This window comes from Streptomyces sp. NPDC005302 (assembly GCF_040607345.1).
GTDB lineage: Bacteria > Actinomycetota > Actinomycetes > Streptomycetales > Streptomycetaceae > Streptomyces.
This window is the reverse complement of record NZ_JBEXGN010000035.1, coordinates 17,088-40,222: the sequence shown is the minus strand read 5'-3', so window position 1 is coordinate 40,222 and position 23,135 is coordinate 17,088. Positions and strand designations below refer to the sequence as shown.

The 23,135-nt window shown below is 70.5% G+C and carries 20 protein-coding genes; 7 read left to right on the top strand and 13 right to left on the bottom strand.

Annotated features, from left to right (window positions below; genetic code table 11):
• Positions 1-20: 20 nt before the first annotated feature.
• The 4 genes from ABZT74_RS32940 to ABZT74_RS32925 all read left to right on the top strand — a co-directional run bounded on the left by ABZT74_RS32940 (position 21) and on the right by ABZT74_RS32925 (position 4,084).
• Entirely contained in the window at positions 21-806 is a 786-nt protein-coding gene (locus ABZT74_RS32940; RefSeq protein WP_355874307.1) for an ABC transporter ATP-binding protein, read from the top strand.
• The gene (locus ABZT74_RS32935; protein ID WP_355874257.1) at positions 803-1,693 is read left to right on the top strand and encodes a branched-chain amino acid ABC transporter permease; all 891 of its coding nucleotides are present in this window, start codon (positions 803-805) and stop codon (positions 1,691-1,693) included. Before ABZT74_RS32940 ends, ABZT74_RS32935 begins: the two co-directional genes overlap by 4 nt.
• A gap of 79 nt (positions 1,694-1,772) precedes the next feature.
• Positions 1,773-2,819 carry a branched-chain amino acid ABC transporter permease gene (locus tag ABZT74_RS32930; RefSeq protein ID WP_356173899.1) on the top strand — a complete coding sequence of 349 codons (1,047 nt, stop codon included), beginning with the start codon at positions 1,773-1,775 and terminating at the stop codon, positions 2,817-2,819.
• Positions 2,816-4,084 (top strand): ABC transporter substrate-binding protein, encoded by a 1,269-nt coding sequence (locus tag ABZT74_RS32925; RefSeq protein WP_355874254.1) that lies wholly within the window; start codon positions 2,816-2,818, stop codon positions 4,082-4,084. Before ABZT74_RS32930 ends, ABZT74_RS32925 begins: the two co-directional genes overlap by 4 nt.
• A gap of 68 nt (positions 4,085-4,152) precedes the next feature.
• On the opposite strand, the gene pssA is transcribed toward ABZT74_RS32925, so the two are convergent.
• From pssA to ABZT74_RS32880, 9 genes are all read right to left on the bottom strand, one after another.
• Positions 4,153-4,935 carry a CDP-diacylglycerol--serine O-phosphatidyltransferase gene (gene pssA, locus ABZT74_RS32920; protein ID WP_355874302.1) on the bottom strand — a complete coding sequence of 261 codons (783 nt, stop codon included), beginning with the start codon at positions 4,933-4,935 and terminating at the stop codon, positions 4,153-4,155.
• 55 nt (positions 4,936-4,990) lie between these two features.
• Positions 4,991-5,647: a phosphatidylserine decarboxylase gene (locus tag ABZT74_RS32915; protein WP_081220193.1), complete on the bottom strand. Its 657-nt coding sequence runs from the start codon at positions 5,645-5,647 to the stop codon at positions 4,991-4,993.
• Between the two features lie 170 nt (positions 5,648-5,817).
• Positions 5,818-7,023 (bottom strand): acyl-CoA dehydrogenase family protein, encoded by a 1,206-nt coding sequence (locus ABZT74_RS32910; RefSeq protein ID WP_356173678.1) that lies wholly within the window; start codon positions 7,021-7,023, stop codon positions 5,818-5,820.
• Between the two features lie 2 nt (positions 7,024-7,025).
• Positions 7,026-7,538 carry a MaoC family dehydratase gene (locus ABZT74_RS32905; RefSeq protein WP_355874247.1) on the bottom strand — a complete coding sequence of 171 codons (513 nt, stop codon included), beginning with the start codon at positions 7,536-7,538 and terminating at the stop codon, positions 7,026-7,028.
• A gap of 4 nt (positions 7,539-7,542) precedes the next feature.
• Entirely contained in the window at positions 7,543-8,508 is a 966-nt protein-coding gene (locus ABZT74_RS32900) for a CoA ester lyase (protein ID WP_356173681.1), read from the bottom strand.
• On the bottom strand, positions 8,505-10,553 hold the full coding sequence (locus tag ABZT74_RS32895) for a protein meaA (protein WP_356440924.1): 2,049 nt from the start codon (positions 10,551-10,553) through the stop codon (positions 8,505-8,507). Before ABZT74_RS32895 ends, ABZT74_RS32900 begins: the two co-directional genes overlap by 4 nt.
• A gap of 8 nt (positions 10,554-10,561) precedes the next feature.
• On the bottom strand, positions 10,562-11,899 hold the full coding sequence (gene ccrA / locus ABZT74_RS32890; protein ID WP_356173687.1) for a crotonyl-CoA carboxylase/reductase: 1,338 nt from the start codon (positions 11,897-11,899) through the stop codon (positions 10,562-10,564).
• A gap of 429 nt (positions 11,900-12,328) precedes the next feature.
• The gene (locus tag ABZT74_RS32885; RefSeq protein WP_355874236.1) at positions 12,329-13,144 is read right to left on the bottom strand and encodes a TetR family transcriptional regulator; all 816 of its coding nucleotides are present in this window, start codon (positions 13,142-13,144) and stop codon (positions 12,329-12,331) included.
• 136 nt (positions 13,145-13,280) lie between these two features.
• On the bottom strand, positions 13,281-15,086 hold the full coding sequence (locus tag ABZT74_RS32880; RefSeq protein WP_356440921.1) for a 3-hydroxyacyl-CoA dehydrogenase family protein: 1,806 nt from the start codon (positions 15,084-15,086) through the stop codon (positions 13,281-13,283).
• Positions 15,087-15,456: 370 nt separating this feature from the next.
• On the opposite strand from ABZT74_RS32880, the gene ABZT74_RS32875 reads away from it, so the two are divergent.
• Complete coding sequence (locus tag ABZT74_RS32875; RefSeq protein ID WP_355874230.1) at positions 15,457-16,035, top strand: adenylosuccinate lyase; 579 nt, start codon at positions 15,457-15,459, stop codon at positions 16,033-16,035.
• A 58-nt stretch (positions 16,036-16,093) separates the two neighbouring features.
• Here the strand turns inward: ABZT74_RS32875 and ABZT74_RS32870 are convergent, their stop codons facing one another.
• From ABZT74_RS32870 to ABZT74_RS32855, 4 genes are all read right to left on the bottom strand, one after another.
• Positions 16,094-16,621 carry a GNAT family N-acetyltransferase gene (locus tag ABZT74_RS32870; RefSeq protein WP_356440918.1) on the bottom strand — a complete coding sequence of 176 codons (528 nt, stop codon included), beginning with the start codon at positions 16,619-16,621 and terminating at the stop codon, positions 16,094-16,096.
• On the bottom strand, positions 16,618-17,016 hold the full coding sequence (locus tag ABZT74_RS32865; RefSeq protein ID WP_356440915.1) for a RidA family protein: 399 nt from the start codon (positions 17,014-17,016) through the stop codon (positions 16,618-16,620). The genes ABZT74_RS32870 and ABZT74_RS32865 overlap by 4 nt, the downstream gene beginning before the upstream one ends.
• 60 nt (positions 17,017-17,076) lie before the next feature.
• Positions 17,077-18,660, bottom strand: a complete 1,584-nt coding sequence (locus ABZT74_RS32860) for an alpha/beta hydrolase (protein WP_356440912.1) — start codon at positions 18,658-18,660, stop codon at positions 17,077-17,079.
• Positions 18,661-18,842: 182 nt separating this feature from the next.
• Complete coding sequence (locus ABZT74_RS32855) at positions 18,843-19,883, bottom strand: Rv2578c family radical SAM protein (RefSeq protein WP_356440909.1); 1,041 nt, start codon at positions 19,881-19,883, stop codon at positions 18,843-18,845.
• A 184-nt stretch (positions 19,884-20,067) separates the two neighbouring features.
• On the opposite strand from ABZT74_RS32855, the gene ABZT74_RS32850 reads away from it, so the two are divergent.
• Both ABZT74_RS32850 and ABZT74_RS32845 read left to right on the top strand, forming a co-directional pair.
• Positions 20,068-20,511, top strand: a complete 444-nt coding sequence (locus ABZT74_RS32850) for an SRPBCC family protein (protein WP_355874216.1) — start codon at positions 20,068-20,070, stop codon at positions 20,509-20,511.
• A 194-nt stretch (positions 20,512-20,705) separates the two neighbouring features.
• Positions 20,706-23,096, top strand: a complete 2,391-nt coding sequence (locus ABZT74_RS32845) for an MFS transporter (protein WP_356440906.1) — start codon at positions 20,706-20,708, stop codon at positions 23,094-23,096.
• Positions 23,097-23,135 lie beyond the last annotated feature (39 nt).

Sequence of the window (23,135 nt, the reverse complement as noted above, 5' to 3'; positions counted from 1 at the left end):
TGGGCGGCGCGGACTCCGGCATCCCGCCGCTGGAGGTCAGGGACGTGACGGTCCGGTTCGCCGGGCTGACCGCGCTCGACGCGGTCGGCTTCACCGTCGCCCCGGGCACCGTGCATGCCCTGATCGGGCCGAACGGCGCGGGCAAGTCGACCTGCTTCAACGTCCTGTCGGGTGTCTGCCGGCCCGCCGCCGGCAGTGTCCGGCTCGGCGACCAGGAACTCACCGGGCTGCCCCCGCACCGCATCGCCGGTCTCGGTATCGCCCGCATCTTCCAGAACCTCGCCCTGCCACCGCACGCCACCGTCGAGGACTGCCTGCTGCTCGGCCGGCACCGGCTGACCCGCACCGGCTTCCTCGCCGCCGGGCTGCGGCTGCCCGCGGCGGCCCGCGAGGACCGGCGGCACCGCGAACGCGTCCGCGAGATCGCCGCGTTCGTCGGACTCGAGGGACAGCTCGACCGGCCCGCGGGCTCCCTCCCGTACGGGCAGCAGAAACTCGCCGAGCTGGCACGGGCGCTGTGCATGGAGCCGCGGGTGCTGCTCCTCGACGAGCCCGTCGCCGGCATGACCGCCGACGAACGGCGCCGTACCGCGGCGGTCGTCGCGGGCGTCCGCGACAGCCTCGGCATCTCGATCGTCCTGGTGGAACACGACATGGGGGTGGTGATGCGGCTCGCGGACGCGGTGACCGTACTGGACTTCGGGCGCCGTATCGCCGACGGCGCCCCCGCAGACGTACAGAACGACCCGGCGGTGGTGCGGGCCTACCTGGGCGAGCGCGCCGAGCCAGAGGAGACCGCTTCATGAGCACCTTCGTCGAACTCCTGCTCAACGGCCTGTCCATGGGCTCCGTCTACGCCCTCATCGCCCTCGGCTTCGTCGTCATCTTCCGGGCCACCGAGGTCGTGAACTTCGCGCACGCCTCGCTGCTCCTCGCGGGCGGCTACGTCACCGCGACGCTCCACGACGACATCGGCTTCTGGCCCGCGCTGCTCGCCGGGGTCGCGGGCGCGGCCCTGGTGGGGGCCGCCGTGGAGTTCCTCGTGATGCGGCGCTACCGGGGCACCGACCAGAGCGTCCTCGCCATCGTCACCATCGGCGTCGACATCCTGCTCACCACCGAACTGACCCGGCGGATCGGCACGGACGTCCTGGCGATGGGCGACCCCTGGGGCAACGCCGTCCTCACCGTCGGACCGGTCTCCCTCGCGCACACCCGGATCGCCGCGTTCGTCACGGCGGCCCTGCTCATCACGGTGTTCCTGCTCGCGTTCCGCCTCACCTCCTGGGGTGTGGCCATGCGGGCCGCCGCGGAGAGCCCGGAGACCGCGGCCCTGATGGGCGTGCGGCTCGGGCGGGTGTCGCTGGGCGCCTGGGCGGTCGCGGGCGCCCTCGCCGCCGTCGCGGCGCTGTTCCTGACCGTCTTCCCGACCCCCGGGCTGGAACGCGCCACCTCGCTCGCCGCGCTCAAGGCGTTCCCCGCCGCGATCCTCGGCGGCCTCGACTCGACCACCGGCGCGCTCGTCGGCGGCCTCCTCGTCGGCGTCACCGAGTCGATGGCCACCGGCTACCAGAGCGACCTCACCTTCCTCGGGCGCGGTCTCGGCGACCTCGCCCCCTACCTCGTGATGGTCGCGATCCTGCTCATCCGGCCCGCCGGGCTGTTCGGTACGAAGGAGCTCGCCCGTGTCTGAGGTCCTCACCCGCGACGAGGCGAGCAGCGCGCCGCCGACCGCTCCGCGCCGGGCCGTCCGGCCGCCCGGCGCCCGGGCCGTGCTGTGGGCCGCGGGCGGGCTCCTGCTCCTGGCCCTGCCGTTCTACCTCGACCGGTTCTGGCTCCAGGCGGGCCTGTTCGCGATGGCCGCCGCGATCGGCGCGATCGGCCTGAACCTCCTCACCGGAGCGACCGGCCAGCTCTCCATGGGCCACGCGTTCTTCCTCGCGGTCGGCGCGTACGGCTACTGCGTCTTCGCCGCCGACGGGGACGGGGGCCTGACAGGACTGGGGCTGCCGACCTGGCTGGCGGCCGTGCTCGCCGTCGCCGTCTCCGGGATCGCCGGAGGGCTGTTCAGCCCGATCGCGGGCCGGCTGCGCGGCGCCTACCTCGGCATCGCCACGCTGGCCCTGATCTTCATCGGGCAGCACGTCCTGTTCAACGCGACGGATCTGACCGGCGGCTTCAACGGCCGCGACGTACCGCCGCTGAGCCTCTTCGGCCTCACCTTCGACGACCACGAGGTCGTCGTCGCGGCCGTGCCCTTCGGCTCGGCGGAGAAGCTCTGGTACGCGGGTCTGGTGCTGCTCCTCGGCGGTGGTCTGTTCGCCCGCGGGGTGCTGCGCGGCCGTCCGGGGCGGGCCATGAACGCGATCCGCGACCACCGGATCGCGGCCGGGGTGATCGGCGTGCCGGTCGCCCGCTACCGCGCCGCCGTGTTCGTCCTGTCCTCGATGTACGCCGGACTGGCGGGGGTGCTGCTCGCCCTCGTCTTCCAGCGGACGGTGCCCGACTACTTCGGGATCACGCTGTCGCTCGAATACCTCGCCATGATCGTCATCGGCGGGCTCGGTTCGGTCTCGGGGGCGGTGGTGGGAGCCGTCTTCGTCTCGCTGCTGCCCCAGCTGCTCACCCGCTACAGCGACGCGCTGCCCCTGGTCTCCGACCCGGGCACCGGCGGGATCGCACCCGGTGAGGCAGCCCGGTACCTGTACGGCGCCGCTGTCGTGGCGGTGGTGCTCTTTCTGCCGGGCGGCCTGGTCAGGGTGGCCGCCCGGCTCCGCGTCCGGCCCCGTCCCGGGGCCACAGCAGGGGAGGAACGATGAGAACGACACATACGGCCAGGATGGCCGCCGGGGCGCTGGCCGCACTGCTCGTGCTGGCCGGCTGCAGCTCCAAGGCCAAGGACGACGACGCCGGCGACAAGCCGGCGGCCGGCGGGGTCAAGACCGGCGACGGGATCTCCGGCAAGACGATCAACCTCGGCGTGCTCACCGACATGACCGGCGTGTACGCGACACTCGGCAAGAGCGTCACCCAGGCCCAGCAGCTGTACGTGAAGCAGGCCAACGCCGACGGCGGGGTCTGCGGCTACAAGCTGGCGCTGACCGTCCGCGACCATGGCTACGACCCGCAGAAGGCCGTTTCCGGCTACACGGAGCTGGCACCGAAGGTGCTGGGCTTCACCCAGTTCATCGGCTCGCCCTTCGTGGCCGCCGTCAAACAGCGCATCGACGGCCAGGACAAGGCGCTCGTGCTCCCGCAGGCCTGGTCGGCGACGCTGCTCGGCAGCCCCTACATCCGGGTCATCGGCTCCACGTACGACATCGAGACGATCAACGCGATCGACTTCCTGATGAAGGAGAAGGGCCTCAAGAAGGGCGACAGGATCGGGCACGTGTACTTCGAGGGCGACTACGGCGAGAACGCCCTGACCGGCTCCCGGTACATGGCGAAGGAGGCGGGTCTCAAGGTCGTCGAGCAGAAGATCAAGCCGACGGACAACGACATGACCGGGCAGGTCGTCGCCCTGAAGAAGGCCGGAGTGAAGGCCATCGTGATCAGCGCGGGCCCGCGCCAGGCGGCCTCGCTCGTCGGGGTCGCGGCGGCGAGCAGGTTCGGCGTCCCGATCATCGGGAACAACTCGGCGTACGCCCCGCAGCTCCTCGCCACCCCGGCCGCCCCCGCGCTGGAGGCGAACTACTACGTGGCCTCGCCGTCCCTGCCCGTCGGGGCCGACACCCCGCAGGCGAAGAAGCTGGTCGCGGACTACAAGGCCGCCTACCCGAAGGACAGCCTCGACAACGGCGTGGTGGCCGGCTGGACCGCCGCCTCGGCGTTCGGAGAGGCGCTGAAGAAGGCCTGCGCGGCCAAGGACCTCACCCGTGAGGGCGTCGACAAGGCGCTGCTGACCATCGACGCGTTCGATCCGGGCTTCGGCGTCACCCAGAACTTCAGCGACCCCAAGGCGGCCTCCTCCAAGGAGAGCGTCATCCTGCGGCCCGACAAGAGCGCCGTGGGAGGCATGAAGGTCGTCCAGCAGGCCGAGGCCTCGTCCGCCGCCCAGGGCTACACCCCTGGCGCCTCCTGACCCGTCCCGCTCACGCACGAGGGCCCCGAACCGGATGGTTCGGGGCCCTCGTGGCGATGTACGCGGGGTTACGGGAGCTGAGCGGCCCGTGCCTCACGGCGGTTGTCCCGGAAGTTGTTCACCCGGCGGGCCGTGGCGAACAGCGGGATGACCGCTCCCATGACCAGCTGGAGCGCACAGCCGGTCTGCAGGAGCAGCTGACCGCTCGGGGCGTCGAACGCCCACGCGGCCAGGAGACCCATCGAGAGGACGATCCAGGAGAGCATCGCGACCGCGAGGCGGCCCCGCGGCTTCGGGTACTCGACCCGGCTCACCATCAGCCAGGCGGTGCCGATGATCGCCATGAGCGTGGCGACGAACGGCAGCTCCAGCAGCACGATGGAGACGACGGTGAGGGCTCCGAACGGGGACGGCATGCCCTGGAAGGTGCCGTCCTTGACCGTCACGCACGAGAACCGCGCCAGTCTCAGCACCACCGCCAGCAGCACCACGATGGCACCGACCGCGGCGACCCGCTGATGCGCGTCGTCCGCGACCATGCCGTAGACCAGGACGAAGTACGCCGGCGCGAGGCCGAAGCTGATCAGGTCGGACAGGTTGTCCAGTTCCGCGCCCATGGGGGAGGAGCGCAGTTTGCGGGCGACCAGACCGTCGAACAGGTCGAAGACCGCCGCGCAGAGCATCAGGATGACGGCCGTGGCCGCGCTGTTGCGGCCCATGCCGGATTCCTGGCTGCCCGTGAGGTGCGGGATCAGGATGCCGGTGGTGGTGAAGTACACCGCCATGAAACCGCACGTGGCGTTACCGAGGGTGAGGGTGTCCGCTATCGACAGACGGAGCGAGAGGGGCATCTCCTCGTCATCGATGTCGTCGGCCTCGGGAACCCAGCCGGCCTGTGTCTCAGGATCAACCACGGTCAATTCGAGTCACCCCAGCCACGGTCTTCTGACCGACCTCCACATCGACCTCGACACCCTCGGGCAGGTAGATGTCGACGCGCGAGCCGAAACGGATCAGACCGATCCGGTCGCCCTGCTCGACCTTGGTGCCCTGCGGGATGTAGGGGACGATGCGACGAGCCACGGCGCCGGCGATCTGGATCATCTCGATGTCACCGAGCTCGGTGTCGAAGTGCCAGACGACGCGCTCGTTGTTCTCGCTCTCCTTGTTGAACGCCGGAACGAACCCGCCGGGGATGTGCTCCACCGACGTCACCGTGCCGGAGAGGGGCGCGCGGTTGACGTGGACGTTGAGCGGGCTCATGAAGATCGCGACGCGGGTCCGTCCGTCCTTCCACGGCATGATGCTCTGCACCACACCGTCGGCGGGCGAGATCACCCGGCCCTGGGCGATCTCGCGCTCGGGGTCGCGGAAGAACCACAGCATCCCGGCCGCGAGCGCGGTGGCGGGTACGGCCACGGCCCGGGCCGCGCCGGAGCGGCGCGAACGGGCCAGGCTGAGTGCTGCGGTGGCGACGGTCGGGAGGAGCCACGGCGATGCTCCGCGCGCGAGGCGGACGCCGGTCCGGCTGTCGCGAGGTGCAGAGGTTTGGCTGTGGGGCATGGATGACCTTCGTAGCGGATGATGCCGCGCTCTTACGGGGGACGGCGGCTTTCACGCGATCGTACCGGTCGCCCACCACAACTGGGCAAGCCAGGAAGCGGAGTCGACGGCCGAAGAGTGTTGACGGGGTGTGATCTTCTTCGCGAAGAAAACACCCCGAACCAGGACATCTAACCCTGGAGTCGATACTCTTCGAGCAGCCTGCGGCCGATGATCATTTTCTGGATTTCGGCGGTACCTTCGCCGATCAACAGCATCGGCGCCTCGCGGTACAGGCGCTCGATCTCGTACTCCTTGGAGAAGCCGTAGCCGCCGTGGATCCGGAAAGCATCCTCCACGACCTCCTTGCAGTACTCGGAGGCGAGGTACTTCGCCATCCCTGCTTCGAGGTCGTTTCGTTCCCCGGAGTCCTTTTTGCGAGCCGCGTTCACCATCATTGCATGGGCGGCCTCGACCTTGGTAGCCATCTCGGCCAGCTTGAACTGGATGGCCTGGTGCTGGGCGATCGCCTTGCCGAAAGTGTGGCGTTGCTGGGCATACGAGACACCCAGCTCAAATGCACGCTGGGCGACACCGCAGCCACGGGCCGCGACGTTGACCCGGCCGACCTCCACTCCGTCCATCATTTGGTAAAACCCTCGGCCCGTGGTGCCGCCGAGCACACGATCGGCCGGAATGCGCAGTCCGTCCATGATGAGTTCGGTGGTGTCGACCCCCTTGTAACCCATCTTGTCGATCTTCCCGGGGATCGTGAGGCCGGGGCGGACCTCTCCGAAGCCGGGCTCCTTCTCCACCAGGAAGGTCGTCATCGACTTGTGGGGCGCCGTGCCCTCGGGGTGTCCTTCGTCACTTCGGACCAGAACGGCCACCAGCGTCGACGTCCCGCCGTTCGTCAGCCACATCTTCTGGCCGTCGAGGACGTACTCGTCGCCGTCCTTCACCGCCTTCGACGAGATCGCCGACACGTCCGAGCCGAGCGCCGGCTCCGACATCGAGAACGCGCCCCGCACCTCGCCCAGCGCCATCCGCGGCAGGAAGTGGTCCTTCTGCTCCTGCGTGCCGTGCTGCTTGAGCATGTACGCCACGATGAAGTGCGTGTTGATGATGCCGGAGACGGACATCCAGCCGCGCGCGATCTCCTCGACGCACAGCGCGTACGTCAGGAGGGACTCGCCGAGACCGCCGTACTCCTCGGGGATCATCAGGCCGAACAGGCCGAGTTCCTTCAGGCCGTCGACGATGTCCTGCGGATACTCGTCGCGGTGCTCCAGCTCGGTCGCGACCGGAATGATCTCCTTGTCCACGAAGTCCCGGACGGTGGAGAGGATCTCCCGCTGGACGTCCGTGAGACCGGCGGTCTGGGCGAGTCGCGCCATGGCTACTTCTCCTGCTCCTTGAGCCGGGGGCGGCCGGGCTGCTCGCCGCCGCGCTCCTTGATGTACGTCTCGGTGGGGACCATCACCTTGCGGCGGAAGACACAGACCAGCGTGCCGTCCTGCTTGTAGCCCTTGGTCTCGACGTACACGATCCCGCGGTCGGTCTTCGACCGGGAGGGCGTCTTGTCGAGGACCGTCGTCTCGCCGTAGATCGTGTCGCCGTGGAAGGTCGGCGCCACGTGCTTCAGCGACTCGATCTCCAGGTTGGCGATCGCCTTGCCCGACACGTCCGGTACGGACATGCCGAGGAGCAGCGAGTAGATGTAGTTCCCGACGACGACGTTGCGGCCGAAGTCGGTGGTGTTCTCCGCGTAGTTGCTGTCCAGGTGGAGCGGGTGGTGGTTCATGGTCAGCAGGCAGAACAGGTGGTCGTCGTACTCGGTGACCGTCTTGCCGGGCCAGTGCTTGTAGACCGCGCCGACCTCGAACTCCTCGTAGGTGCGTCCGAACTGCATGTGCTCAGGCCTCCGGGGCTTCGAACGTGGACGTGCGCCGCATGCCCGCGGCCCGGCCCTTGCCGGAGATGACGAGGGCCATCTTGCGGCTCGCCTCGTCGATCATCTCGTCGCCGATCATCGCCGAGCCCTTCTTGCCGCCGGCCTCGGACGTGTAGTACTCGTACGCGTCCAGGATCAGCTCGGCGTGGTCGAAGTCCTCCTGGGAGGGCGAGAAGATCTCGTTGGACGCCTCGACCTGGCCCGGGTGCAGCACCCACTTGCCGTCGAAACCGAGGGCGGCGGCCCGCCGGGCGACCTCGCGGTAGCCGTCGACGTTGCGGATCTGCAGGTAGGGGCCGTCGATCGCCTGGAGGTTGTTGGCGCGGGCGGCCATCAGGATCTTCATCAGGATGTAGTGGTAGGCGTCCGCCGGGTAGCCGGGCGGCTGCTCGCCGACGACCAGCGACTTCATGTTGATCGACGCCATGAAGTCGGCCGGGCCGAAGATGATCGTCTCGACGCGCGGGGAGGCCTGCGCGATCGCGTTGACGTTGTTGAGCCCCTGGGCGTTCTCGATCTGCGCCTCGATGCCGATCCTGCCGACCTCGAAGCCCATCGTCTTCTCGATCTGCGTCAGCAGCAGGTCGAGCGCCACCACCTGCTGGGCGTCCTGGACCTTCGGCAGCATGATGCAGTCGAGGTTCTGCCCCGCGCCCTCGACGACCGTGACGACGTCGCGGTACGTCCACTCGGTGGTCCAGTCGTTGACGCGCACCACCCGCGTCTTGCCGGTCCAGTCGCCCTCGTTGAGGAACTTGACGATGGTGTGCCGGGCGTCGGGCTTGGCCAGCGGCGCGCACGCGTCCTCCAGGTCGAGGAAGACCTGGTCCGCGGGGAGCCCCTGCGCCTTCTCCAGGAAGCGGGGGTTGCTTCCCGGTACCGCGAGACAGGAGCGGCGCGGACGCAGACGGTTGACGGGCGTTGTCATGCGGGGACCTCCAGGGGGCCGAGCTTGTTCGCTTTGCGGATCTCGTCGACGATACGGCCGATGATTCCGGTGATGTCGAAGTCCTTCGGGGTGAAGACCGCGGCCACTCCCGCGGCACGCAGTTGTTCGGCGTCGGCGTTCGGGATGATCCCGCCCGCGATCACCGGGATGTCGGCGGCGCCGGCCTTGCGCAGTTTCTCCAGCACGTCCGGCACCAACTGCGCGTGCGAGCCGGACAGGATGGACAGGCCCACGGCGTGCACGTCCTCGTCGACGGCCGCGTCCACGATCTGCTCCGGAGTGAGCCGGATGCCCTGGTAGACCACCTCGAACCCGGCGTCGCGGGCCCGCACGGCGATCTGCTCGGCGCCGTTGGAGTGCCCGTCGAGGCCCGGCTTGCCCACCAGGAAGCGGAGCTTGCCGACCCCCAGGTCCCGGGCCGTCAGTTCCACCTTGCGGCGCACCAGGGCGAGCCCGGTGCCCTCCCCGGCGCTGACCGCGACGGGCGCGGACGAGACGCCGGTGGGGGCGCGGAACTCACCGAACACCTCGCGCAGGGCCCCGGCCCACTCGCCGGTCGTGACGCCTGCGCGGGCGCACTCCAGGGTCGCCTCCATGAGGTTGCCGGTGCCCTCGGCGGCCGTCTTCAGCCGCTCCAGCGCCTTGCACGGGCGGGGGTGGTTGAAGGGCGGCTGGTAGCGGGTGTCCCGCCAGGTCTGGAGCGCGGAGACGACACGGGCCTCGACGGCCGGGTCGACCGTCTGGATCGCGGCGTCCAGGTCGGCCGTGAGCGGGTTCGGCTCGGTCGACTCGTAGATGTTGACGCCGACGATCTTCTCCCGGCCGGACTCGATACGGCCCCGCCGCTCGGCGTGCGAGGACACGAGCTGCGACTTCAGATAGCCCGACTCGACGGCGGCCATCGCGCCGCCCATCTCCTCGATCCGGTCCATCTCGGCCAGCGACTCCTCGACGAGGGCCGTCACCTTGGCCTCGACGACGTGCGAGCCCTCGAAGATGTCCTCGTACTCCAGGAGGTCGCTCTCGTGCGCGAGGACCTGCTGGATACGCAGCGACCACTGCTGGTCCCAGGGGCGCGGCAGGCCCAGCGCCTCGTTCCAGGCGGGCAGTTGGACGGCGCGGGCGCGGGCGTCCTTGGAGAGCGTGACGGCCAGCATCTCCAGCACGATCCGCTGGACGTTGTTCTCCGGCTGCGCCTCGGTCAGGCCGAGGGAGTTGACCTGGACGCCGTAGCGGAAGCGGCGCTGCTTGGGGTTCTCGATGCCGTACCGCTCGCGCGTGATCTTGTCCCAGATGCGCCCGAAGGCCCGCATCTTGCACATCTCCTCGATGAAGCGGACGCCCGCGTTCACGAAGAAGGAGATCCGGGCCACCACGTCGCCCTTGCGGTCGTCCGCGATCTGCCCGGACGCGAACACCGCGTCCAGGACGGCGATCGCGGTGGACATCGCGTACGCGATCTCCTGGACCGGTGTGGCGCCCGCCTCCTGCAGGTGGTAGCTGCAGATGTTGATCGGGTTCCACTTGGGGATGTGGTTCACCGTGTACGTGATCATGTCCGTCGTGAGACGGAGGGAGGGGACCGGCGGGAACACGTGCGTGCCCCGCGACAGGTACTCCTTCACGATGTCGTTCTGGGTGGTGCCCTGGAGCTGGGTGATGTCGACACCCTGCTCCTCGGCGACGACCTGATAGAGCGCCAGCAGCCACATGGCGGTGGCGTTGATGGTCATCGAGGTGTTCATCTGGTCCAGGGGGATGTCCTGGAACAGCCGGCGCATGTCACCGACGTGCGAGACCGGGACCCCGACCCGGCCCACCTCGCCGCGGGCGAGGACGTGGTCGGGGTCGTAGCCGGTCTGGGTGGGCAGGTCGAAGGCCACGGACAGGCCCGTCTGCCCCTTGGCGAGGTTGCGGCGGTACAACTCGTTGGACGCCTCGGCGGTGGAGTGTCCGGCGTACGTGCGCATGAGCCACGGCCGGTCCTTCTCCGCCCTCGCCGGGGCGGGCTGACGCTCGGTCATGGCGGACCTCAGACGTTCCGGAAGCGGTTGATGGCGTCGATGTGCCGGGCGCGCTTCTCCTCGTCGCGCACGCCCAGTCCCTCCTGGGGTGCCAGCGCGAGCACGCCGACCTTGCCCTGGTGGAGGTTGCGGTGCACGTCGTAGGCGGCCTGCCCGGTGTCCTCCAGGGAGTAGACCTTGGAGAGCGTGGGGTGGATCTTGCCCTTGGCGACGAGCCGGTTGGCCTCCCAGGCCTCGCGGTAGTTCGCGAAGTGCGAGCCGATGATCCGCTTGAGCGACATCCACAGGTAGCGGTTGTCGTACTCGTGCATGTAGCCCGAGGTCGAGGCGCAGGTGGTGATGGTGCCGCCCTTGCGGGTGACGTAGACGCTCGCGCCGAAGGTCTCGCGGCCCGGGTGCTCGAAGACGATGTCGATGTCCTCGCCCCCGGTGAACTCGCGGATGCGCTTGCCGAAGCGCTTCCACTCCTTCGGGTCCTGGGTGTGCTCGTCCTTCCAGAACGCGTAGCCCTCGGCGTTGCGGTCGATGATCGCCTCGGCGCCCATCGAGCGGCAGATGTCCGCCTTCTGCTCGCTGGAGACGACGCAGATCGGGTTGGCGCCGCCGGCGAGCGCGAACTGCGTGGCGTACGAGCCGAGTCCGCCGCTCGCGCCCCAGATCAGGACGTTGTCGCCCTGCTTCATGCCGGCGCCGTTGCGGGAGACCAGCTGCCGGTAGGCGGTGGAGTTCACCAGTCCGGGAGCGGCGGCCTCCTCCCAGCTCAGGTGGTCGGGCTTCGGCATCAGCTGGTTGGACTTGACGAGCGCGATCTCGGCGAGGCCGCCGAAGTTGGTCTCGAAGCCCCAGATGCGCTGCTCGGGGTCGAGCATCGTGTCGTTGTGGCCGTCCGAGGACTCCAGCTCGACCGAGAGGCAGTGCGCGACGACCTCGTCGCCGGGCTTCCAGGAGTTCACGCCGGGGCCGGTGCGCAGCACGACGCCCGCGAGGTCCGAACCGATGATGTGGTACGGCAGGTCGTGGCGCTTGCTGAGGTCGCTGAGCCGCCCGTAGCGCTCCAGGAAGCTGAAGGTCGACACCGGCTCGAAGATCGACGTCCAGACCGAGTTGTAGTTCACGGAGGACGCCATGACGGCCACCAGGGCCTCGCCGGGGCCGAGCTCCGGCACCGGCACGTCGTCCAGGTGGATCGACTTGCGGGGGTCCTTGTCGCGGGAGCTGAGCCCGTCGAACATCTCCGCCTCGTCCTTGTGCACGGTGATCGCGCGGTAGGACTCGGGGAGCGGAAGAGCGGCGAAGTCGGCGGACGTGGCCGTCCGCGACTGGATCGCGTCCAGGATTTCCTTCACGTGGTGCCTCCGGCGATGAGCGTCCTGCGGGGAACGCTGAGGGTTACGTCGGTGCTGCTGCTGAGGGTGGGGGTGTGCCGTCGGTTCGGCGGAGGTGGTGCTGGGCAGCGCTTGGTGTGCGCGAGGGTTGCCTGTGACGCAGGCGTCCGGGCGCGCAGGCCATCGGCTTGCGGGGACAGCCGGCGTACGAAGGGTCTCTGCACGCCGGCCGCCCGGACTCCTTCAACGTATGGCACGCCGTGTCACCTGACAAGGCACGCAGTGCCAAAAGTTGCGCTCAGATGAAATCTTTACGTAACACGTGAGCGATGATCGATCAGATCAGGGCATAAAAACACCGGACGCGCTCAAAAGGAGCCCGTCCGGTGCTGAATCAACCCGTCCGGCCACTGCGGACGAGCGGTACTGCCGAAAGTGTGCGACGGGCCGTTACGAACGGTCCTTGAGTGCCTGCTCGATGGTGCGCATCACCTGGTCCAGCGGGGCGTCCACCCGGGCGACGGTCACCAGCACGTCCCCCTCGGAGAAGGACGAGGCGGCGGCCGGTCGCGGCGCGGTCTCCCGTCCCGCGCCGATGCCCGTGCCGAACGTCTTGCGCACGATGGCGAAGGCGTGGTCCAGCTGCGTCTCCACGTCACCCTGGCCGCCGGCCCGGAGCCAGCGCCGCAGAACGTGGTTGTGCGCCGTGACCACGGCCGACGCGGCGACCTCCGCGAGCAGCGGATCGTCGTTGGCGTCGTCGTCGTGCGCGTGCTCGTCGAAGTGGCCGAGGAGATAGCGGGTGAAGAGCCGCTCGTAGCGCGCCACGGAGGCGATCTCGGCCTCGCGCAGCGTCGGTACCTCGCGGGTCAGCTTGTAGCGGGAGACGGAGATCTCCGGCTGCGCCGCGTACATCCGCATGACTTCCTTGATGCCGCGGCACACGGTGTCGAGCGGATGCTCGTGCGCCGGCGCCGCGTTGAGCACCGCCTCGGCCCGGATCAGGGTGTCGTCGTGGTCGGGGAAGATCGCCTCTTCCTTGGAGCGGAAGTGGCGGAAGAACGTGCGGCGGGCCACCCCCGCCCGGGCGGCGATCTCGTCGACGGTGGTCGCCTCGTACCCCTTGGTCGCGAACAGCTCCATGGCCGCTGCCGCCAGTTCCCGGCGCATCTTGAGCCGTTGGGCCGCCGCGCGGCTGCCCGCGGCGCTCTCCGGGGGAGCGTCGGACGTGGCGGGGGTACGTGAGGACTTGGCGGGCTGGGACATGACCCGAACGTACTGCATGTGTGCAGGAGAGCGCGCATGTCCGGGGATCCCCCCGCCCGGGACGGGCGAGGGGTTTCCGGCCGGTTCGAGCAGTCCGCCCCAGTCGGCGTCCGCCGCGAACGAGTCGCCCGGACGCTCAGCGGCGGGCATATTCGCGGAAACCGCGGCCCGTCTTGCGGCCGAGGCAGCCCGCGGCCACCAGGTGCTCCAGGAGCGGTGCGGGGGCGAGTCCCGGGTCACGGAACTCGCGGTGCAGGACCTTCTCGATGGCCAGCGAGACGTCGAGACCGACCACGTCGAGCAGTTCGAACGGGCCCATCGGGTAGCCGCCGCCCAGCTTCATCGCGGCGTCGATGTCGTCGAGCGAGGCGTAGTGCTCCTGCACCATCTTGATCGCGTTGTTGAGGTACGGGAACAGCAGCGCGTTCACGATGAAGCCGGCCCGGTCACCGCAGTCCACCGGGTGCTTGCGGATCTTCGCGCAGACCTCGCGCACGGTGGCGTGCACGTCGTCCGCGGTCAGCACGGTCCGCACGACCTCGACGAGCTTCATCGCCGGGGCCGGGTTGAAGAAGTGCATGCCGATCACGTCCTGCGGGCGCGAGGTGGCGCGGGCGCAGGCGACGACGGGCAGCGAGGAGGTGGTGGTGGCGAGGATCGCGCCGGGCTTGCAGACCTTGTCGAAGACGCCGAACAGCTGCTGCTTGACCTCCAGGTCCTCGGCGACCGCCTCCAGCGCCAGGTCGACGTCGGCGAAGTCGTCGTAGCTGCCGGTCGGCGTGATCCGCTCCAGGGTCTGCGCCGCCGCCTCGGCCGTCAGCCGGCCCTTGTCGACGGAGCGCGAGAGCGACTTGCCGATCCGCGCCTTCGCGGCCTGCGCCTTCTCCTCGCTGCGGGCCGCGAGGACGACCGTGTGGCCGGCCTTCGCGAAGACCTCGGCGATGCCGGAGGCCATCGTCCCGGACCCTGCCACGCCGACCGAGCGGACGGTGCGGCCGGCGGCCTCGGTGCCCGCCTCCGGCGGCGTCAGCGCGTCCCGCACGACGGTGGCCCCGCCGGGGGCGTCGTACGAGTAGAAGCCGCGCCCGGACTTGCGCCCGGTCAGGCCCGCCTCGCTGAGCTGCTTGAGGACGGGCGCGGGGGCGTGCAGCCGGTCCTGCGACTCGGCGTACATGGCCTCCAGGACCGTGCGCGCGGTGTCCACGCCGATCAGGTCGAGCAGCGCGAGCGGGCCCATCGGCAGGCCGCAGCCGAGCTTCATGGCCGCGTCGATGTCCTCCCGGGACGCGTACTTGGCCTCGTACATCGCGGCCGCCTGGTTGAGGTAGCCGAACAGCAGGCCGTCGGCGACGAATCCCGGACGGTCCCCGACCGCGACGGGCTCCTTGCCGAGTTCCAGGGCCAGGTCGGTCACGGCGGCGACGGCGATCGGCGAGGTCAGCACCGAGGAGACGACCTCGACGAGCTTCATGGCCGGCGCCGGGTTGAAGAAGTGCAGCCCGAGGACGCGCTCGGGGCGGGAGGAGTCGGCGGCGAGCCGGGTCACGGACAGCGCGTTGGTGCCCGTCGCGAGGATCGTCGTGGGCCGCACGATGCCGTCCAGCGCCCGGAAGACCTGCTGCTTGATGTCGTACGACTCCGGAGTCACCTCGATGACGAGGTCGGCGTCGGCCGCGGCCGTCAGGTCGGTGGAGGTACGAAAGCGGCCGAGGGCGTCCGTACGCTCCTGCTCGCTGAGCCGCCCGCGCCGCACGGCCCGTTCGGTGGAGGCTTCGAGGGCGGCGACGGCCTGGAGGGCCGCCGCCTCGCTGATGTCGATGCCGATGACGTCGCGGCCGGCCCGGGCCAGGACTTCGGCGATGCCGGTGCCCATGGTGCCGAGGCCGATGACGGCGACGGTCTTCAGCGGGGACAGAGGGGTGTCGGACAGGGGAGTGGCCATCGCGGGACTCCTGGGAGAGGGTGACGACTGAGGAGTGCACCCGGGTACGCCGACAGGCGCACACAGTGCGGAGGTTGCGGGTGTTGGCCGGGCTGACGAGCGCACACGCCCGGTTGCGAACGGGGCGCCGGAGAAAGCGCGCCCGTGTGGCGGTGGAGCCGACCGGCCCTGTCCCGGAGCCGTGTCGTACTGCGATACCTGAGGTACCGAACCGACTGCTCTCGCGGCGGCTGCGTCACCAGGCCACCGAGAGGTCCAACACGAGTGGGTAACTCGCTCGTCTGAGCTTAACCCGCCGGTAACGAGCGCGCCAGCCCCCGACTTTGTGATGTAGGTCCCCGCACCTCACGGGCATGCCTAAGCTCGGCCCATGGACGAAGCGTTGCGATCACTCACGGAACGTGTGCGGGCCGAGGCGGGGGCGTCCGCGGGGTACGAACGGCTCGCGGCCACCGAGGACCCCGACGTCCTGGCGGCGGCGCTGACCGAGCCGGGACAACCGCTGTGGGCACGCGAGTTGGTCGCCTTCCGGCTCGGCACCGCCGGTGACCCGCGCGCCTTCGAGGCACTCGTCCTGCTGCTCAACCACCGCGACCCCGAGCGCTGCGCGTCCGCGGCCCGGGCCCTGGCCCGGCTCGGCGATCCGCGGACGGCCCGCGCCGCCGCCGCGCTCGCCACGAACGAACTGCGCGTCGCCTACGCGCTCCAGCCGGTCCGGCTGCTGGTCGAACTCCGCGCCCCCGAGGCCGTACCCGCGCTGATCACCGTCCTGCGCCGCAGGCTGCTTCCGCACGACCCGTACCGCAGGGTCGCGCTCGCCTGCGCGGAGGGACTCGGCACCCTGGGCGACGCCCGGGCCCGCCCGGTCCTGGACGAGGCGCTGGCCCACCCGGCGCTCGCCCGGACCGCGGCCCTCGCACTGGCCCGGCTGCCCGAGGAGAAGAGCTAGCGGCCGGCGGCGGGGCGCCGAAGGGTGGCCGCCCCGTGAGCGCCGTACGGCAGCCGGGTCACGCGGGGGACAGCGCCCGGACGTAACGCACCTCGGGCACCTCGACACCGGCCGCCTCGAAGGGCTCCTCCGCGCCGTCGGCGCCGAAGCCGGCCCGCTCGTAGAACCGGCGGGCCGGGGCGTTCTCCCTGAGGACCCACAGCAGCATGCGCTCCCGCCCGGCCGCCACACACCGGGCGACGGACGCCCGCAGCAGCGCCGGCCCGACCCCCTGGCCCAGCACGTCCGGGTGGACGTAGATCGCGTACAACTCGACGTCGGCGGGGCCGACTTCGCCGTCGCGGTAGGGGCCGTGGCAGACCCAGCCGACCACCGCGCCGTCCCGCTCCGCGACCAGGTTGACCACGGAGCCGTCGGCGCGTTCGAGGTGACCGCGGCGCCGCGCCGCGTCCTCGGTCACGCTGAGCGCGTCCAGATACGACTGCGGCATCAGGCCCTTGTACGCGCTCTGCCAGCCGCGCACCCGGATCTCGGCCACCCGCGGACAGTCGTCGAGGGTCATCTCACGGACCCGGAGCGCGCTCACGCGCCGACCACGGCGAACGCCTCGATCTCCATCAGGAACTCCGGCCGCACCAGCGCGGCGACCTGGACGGCCGAGGCGGCCGGAAGCCGGTCGGCGGGCAGGTGCGCGGCCCGGGCGGCCCGGATCGCGGGCAGGTGCGCCATGTCCGTGACGAAGAAGGTCAGTTTGACGACGTCGTCGAAGGTGGCGTCCGCCGCCGCCAGGCAGCGGCGCAGATTCTCGAAGACCTGGCGGGCCTGCGCCCCGGCGTCGCCCTCCCCGACGAGCCGGCCGTCCTCGTCCAGGGGGAGCTGTCCCGAGACCGCCACGAAACGCCCCGTGGCCGACACCACGTGGGAGTACGCGGCGGCGGGGGCGACCCCGTCGGGGGCGGAGACGCGTGTCGGATCACTCATGGGTCCATGGTGGACCACGGGTCCGGCAGCGCCCCCGACGGGGCGTCGCTCAGCGGGGGTTCAGCCCCGGAAGCCGAGCAGTCCGTGCAGCGCCGAGCCCCGCGCGGAGGTCGACGCCGCCTTCGTGGTCAGCGGCTTCGGGTCGGGCAGCGTCTTGCACACCGCGTCGGCCTCGCCACCGCCGCGCGGCACCTTTCCGTCGGTCAGATACGCCGCCAGGTACTTGTCCAGGCAGGCGTTGCCGCTCAGCGTGATGCCGTGGTTCCCGCCGCCCTGCTCGACCACCAGGCTGGATCCACGCAGCTGCTGATGGACCGTCACCCCTCCCTCGTAGGGCGTGGCCGCGTCGTTGGTCGCCTGGAAGAGCAGCGTGGGCGGCAGCCGGTGGTTGGAGATGTCCACCGGTCGCAGCGAGTGCGTCGGCCAGAACGCGCACGGCGCGTTGTACCAGGCGTTGTTCCAGGCCATGAACGGCGCCTTGTCGTACACCGCCCAGTTGTCCTCACGCCACTGGCGCCAGTCGCGCGGCCACGAGGCGTCACGGCACTGGACCGACGTGTAGACGCTGTACCCGTTGTCGCCCGAGGCGTCGACGGCCGCGAAGTTGTCGTAGGCCTCGACGAGCGGGTCCGAGTCCTTGCTGTTCACGTAGGACGCGAACGCCTGGGCGAGATACGGCCAGTAGCCGTTGTAGTAGCCGCCCGGGATGAAGGTGTCCTCCAGCTCGGAGGCGCCCACCTTCTTCTGCGCCGGCTTCTTGGCCAGCGCCGCTCGCATCGCGTACCACTTGGCCTCGACCTTGGCCGGGTCGGTGCCGAGCTTGTAGGTGGCGTTGTTCTTCGCCACCCACGCCAGGAACGCCAGGTGGCGATCGTTGAAGGCGTAGTCCTGGCTGAGGTTGTCCTCGTACCAGACGCCGGTGGGGTCGACGATGGAGTCCAGGACGAGGCGGCGGACCCGCTGCGGGTAGAGCTTGGCGTAGACGGCCCCGAGGTAGGTGCCGTACGAGTACCCGAAGTAGTTGATCTTCTTCGCGCCCAGCGCGCCGCGGATCGCGTCCATGTCACGGACGGCGCTCACCGTGTCGATGTACGGCAGCAGGTCCGCGTACTTCGTGCCGCACGCCTTGGCGAAGGACTTCGCGCGGTCGAGGTTCGCCTTCTCCAGGGCCTTGGTGCTCGGCACGGAGTCCGGACGGACCGGCTTGAACTGGCCCGGCCTGCAGTCGAGGGCCGGCCTGCTCGCGCCGACACCACGCGGGTCGAAGCCGATGACGTCGTACTGGGCCGCCACTGCCTTGGGCAGCGCGGAGGCGACGAAACCGGCCAGCGAGAGACCGCTGCCGCCGGGGCCGCCGGGGTTCACCAGGAGCGGCCCCTGGTACGTCTTCGCGGTGTGCGGGACGCGGGACAGGGCGAGGGTGATCCGCTTGCTGTAGGGGTTCGAGTGGTCCAGCGGCACCTTCAGGGAGGCGCACTGGAGCGTCGGGTAGTCGCTGGTGGCGCACTTCTTCCAGCTGAGCTTCGCGGCCGGGGCGGTGCGCGGTGCCGCCGGGGATCCGGCGCTCGCGTCGGCGGGGACCGACGTGATCATCCCGGCCAGCACGGCGGCAGCCCCGCACAGAGCAGCTGCACGTTTCTTCACAAGACCTCCCAGGACGGAGGATTTCGAGCCGTGCACGCCACGGCCTTCGCCGTATCGTCCCGGAGAGGGGCCCCGGACGAACACGTTCCGGCAAGAGTCGACCCGATTGGTCCGCCCGATGCGCTCGGATGCCGCCGCGGACCGGCCCTTCGGCCTTTCCCGGCAGGCGTCCTGAGGGAGTGTCAGAGCAGTGTCAGCTGGGTGGGCTCCGGGGCCGCCGGCGCGGTCGGTTCGGGGGCGGCGATCCGGCGCGGCATCCCCGCGCGCGTGGGACCGATGCCGTACTCCTCGGCCAGTTCGTGGACCTGCCGGGTGATCCGGCGCTGGTACCACTTCGGGGCGTAGGCGCCCTCCGCGTACAGCCGCTCGTAGCGCGGCACGAGATGCGGGTGGTGGTGCCCGAGCCAGGCCATGAACCACTCGCGCGCGCCGGGCCGCAGATGCAGCACCAGCGGGGTCACGGAGGTCGCCCCCGAGGCCGCGATCGCCCGTACGGTGGCGCGCAGTTGGGCGGGGTGGTCGCCGAGGAAGGGGATCACGGGCGCCATCAGCACACCGCAGTCGATGCCGTGGTCCGCGAGGGTGCGGACGACGTCGAGGCGGCGCTCCGGGGCCGGTGTGCCCGGCTCGACGGTGCGCCACAGCTCAGTGTCGGTGAAGCCCACGGACACCGAGATCCCGACGTCGGTGACCTCGGACGCCTGCCGCAGCAGGTCCAGGTCGCGCAGGATGAGTGTCCCCTTGGTCAGGATGGAGAAGGGGTTGGCGTGGTCGCGCAGGGCCGCGATGATGCCCGGCATCAGCCGGTACCGGCCCTCCGCGCGCTGGTAGCAGTCGACGTTGGTGCCCATCGCGATGTGCTCGCCGTGCCAGCGGTGCGAGGCGAGCTGGCGGCGCAGCAGCTCCGGAGCGTTGACCTTGACGACGATCTGCGAGTCGAAGCCGAGACCGGTGTCGAGGTCCAGATAGCTGTGCGTCTTGCGCGCGAAACAGTAGACGCACGCGTGCGTACAGCCGCGATAGGGGTTGACGGTCCACTCGAACGGCATCCGTGACGCCCCCGGCACCCGGTTCACGATCGACCGGGCCCGGATCTCGTGGAACGTGATCCCCCGGAACTCGGGGGTGTCGAAGGTCCGTGTCGTCACCCGGTCCGCGCCGAACAGCGCGGCGTCCCGGGCGGGGTCCCCGGCGGGGTCCACGGTCAGGTTCTCCCAGCGCATGACGCCTCCTCGGTAGCACTGACCACAGAATAGAACACATGTTCCCTTGATCGTGCGACCGCCTTTCCCGGAAGGCCCGGCGGGCCCGGCCCGCACCCCACGGGCACCCCGATTTGGGCGGCCGGGCCGCCGGGTGGTTGGCTGACCGCACACCCCCGAGGAACGAACTGCTGGAGGAAGTGCCATGGCGCAGGTCGAGGCGACGACGGAGCGGGTCATCGCGGCGGACGCGGAGGCGGTGTTCGACGCCCTGGCCGACTACAGCGGCACACGGCAGAAGCTGCTGCCCGAGCAGTTCAGCGAGTACGAGGTGCGCGAGGGCGGCGACGGCGAGGGCACCCTCGTGCACTGGAAGCTGCAGGCCACCAGCAAGCGCGTACGGGACTGCCTCCTGGAGGTGACCGAGCCCACCGACGGTGAGCTCGTCGAGAAGGACCGCAACTCCTCCATGGTGACCACCTGGCGGGTGACCCCGGCCGGTGAGGGCACGTCGCGCGTCGTGGTGACCAGCGTCTGGAACGGCGCGGGCGGCATCGGCGGTTTCTTCGAGCGGACCTTCGCGCCCAAGGGCCTCGGCCGCATCTACGACGCGGAGCTCGCCAACCTCGCGGCCCACGCCGAGAAGTGACGCCGCAGGCGCGGCGTCGGTCCCTCCCGTAGGGGCTCGCCCTCGTCAAGAGGGGCCGCCGGAGGGCGTGTTGATCTCTCACCGGTTCGAGTGGATCTCCCGTCCGTCGGCGCTCATGCCGTAACTCGTCGTGCTTGCTCGCAGTTGTCGCCATAAGCGGCAATTGTGCGCGGGTGCGACGAGGGGAGCGGTACGTGGGCGGGATCACTCTGGTGCAGGACGAACCGGCCGTCGCACCCCCGCCCGAGACCGCGCCACCGGCCGTCGAACCCGCCGGACTCGCCCCGCGCCAGGTGCGGTTGGTCTTCTGCGGGCTCATGCTCGCCCTGCTCCTCGCCGCCCTGGAGCAGATGATCGTCGCCACCGCGCTCCCCCGGATCGTCGGGGAGCTGCACGGCCTGGACAAGATGTCCTGGGCGATCACCGCCTACCTGCTCACCTCCACCGTCGGCCTCCCGGTCTACGGCAAGCTCGGCGACCTCTTCGGCCGCAAGGGCGTCTTCCAGTTCGCCATCGTCGTCTTCGTCATCGGCTCGGCACTCGCCGGCCGCGCGCAGACCATGGACCAGCTGATCGCCTTCCGCGCGGTGCAGGGAACCGGCGCCGGCGGCCTCATGATCGGCGTGCAGGCGATCATCGCGGACATCGTGCCGCCCCGCCGGCGTGGCCGCTTCATGGGCCTGATCGGCGCCGCGTTCGGGCTCGCGTCCGTCGCGGGACCGCTGCTCGGCGGCTACTTCACGGACCACCTCACCTGGCGCTGGTGCTTCTACATCAACGTCCCCTTCGGCCTGCTCACCCTCGCCGTCGTCACCGTCGTGCTGAAACTGCCGAAGCCGGCCGTCCGCGCCCGCGTCGACGTCCTCGGCGTGCTCCTCCTCGCCGCCGCGTCGACCTGCCTCGTCCTGCTGACCAGTTGGGGCGGCACCGAGTACGCCTGGGGCTCACGGGTCATCCTCGGACTCGCCGCCGGCGCCCTCGCCGCGACCGCGCTCTTCCTCGTCGTCGAGCGCTTCGCCGTCGAACCCCTCATCCCCCTGCGGCTGTTCAGGGACGGCGTCTTCAACGTCACCGCCCTCGTCGGCCTGGTCGTCGGCGTCGCGCTCTTCGGCGCCGCCAGCTACCTCCCGACCTTCCTGCAGATGGTCGACGGAGCCAGCGCCACCGAGTCCGGCCTGCTCATGCTGCCCATGATGGGCGGCATCGTCGGCGCCTCCATCGTCTCCGGGCAGCTCATCAGCCGTACCGGCCGCTACAAGGTCTTCCCCGTCCTCGGCGGCGCCCTCTCCGTCCTCGGCATGTGGCTCCTGTCGCACCTGGAGGTCGACACCCCCCGGCTGCACTACAGCCTCTGGATGGCCCTCCTCGGCGCGGGCATCGGCATGGTGATGCCGGTCCTGGTGCTCGCCGTGCAGAACTCCGTGGACCCGGCCGACCTCGGCACCGCGACCAGCGCCAACAACTACTTCCGGCAGATCGGCGGCAGCGTCGGCGCCGCCATCTTCGGCACCCTCTTCGCCAACCGGCTGGCCGACGCCCTCGCCGAACGCCTCCCCGCGCGCGCCGGCACCCCCGCAGGGGACGCCGAGTCCATCACCCCGCAGCTCGTCCACGCGATGCCCGCCGCCCTGCGCGACCAGTACATCGGCGCGTACGCGGACGCCATGCCGCGGATCTTCCTCTATCTCGTGCCGGTCCTCGTCCTCGGACTGGTCATCGCCTTCTTCCTCAAGGAGAAACCGCTGGTGTCCCACCACACCCCCACCGCCGAACCGGAGTCCGCGCAGGTGAACACCCCCATTCCGCCGGCCCGTTCGGGACACGCCGCCGGGATCCCCGTCTGCGGCACGGTGCAGCACTCCGACGGCACGGTCGTCCCCAGGGCCGCTCTCACCCTCATCGACGTCGGGGGACAGCAGATCGGGCGGGGCGCCAGCGGCGAGGACGGGCGGTACGCGCTCTCCACGCCCGGCGCGGGATCGTACGTGCTGATCGCCGCGGCCGGCGGCCACCAGCCGCAGGCCGTCTCGGTGACCGTCGGCGAACGGCCCGTCGATCTCGACGTGGTGCTCGGCGGCGCGGGTCGCCTCGCCGGCAGCGTCCTGACCGCGGACGGCACCCCGGTGCGGGAGGCCACCGTCACCCTCACCAACGTGCACGGCGAGGTGGTCGCCACCACCCGCAGCGGACGCGAGGGCGGCTACGTCATCACCGAGCTGGTGGCCGGTGAGTACACGCTCGCCGCCAGCGCGCCCGCGTTCCGCCCCGCCGCGCTCCCGGTGAGCGTCCAGGCCGCGCGGGAGACCCGCCAGGACGTCGAACTCGCGGGCGGCGCCGTGCTGCGCGGCACCGTCCGCGCGGGCGGCGGGCGCCCCGTCGAGGACGCGCGCGTGACCCTCCTGGACGCCGCGGGCAACGTGGTGGACACCCTGACCACCGGACCCGACGGCACGTTCCGGTTCGTCGACCTGTCGTCCGGCGAGTACACGGTCATCGCGGCCGGCTACCCGCCGGTGGCCACCGTGCTCCAGGTCGCCGGCGGCGGCAGGACGGAACGGGACCTGCAGCTGGGCCACGAGGACTGACCCGGCCGGAAGGCGCTCCGGGCCCGTGCGTCCGGCCGT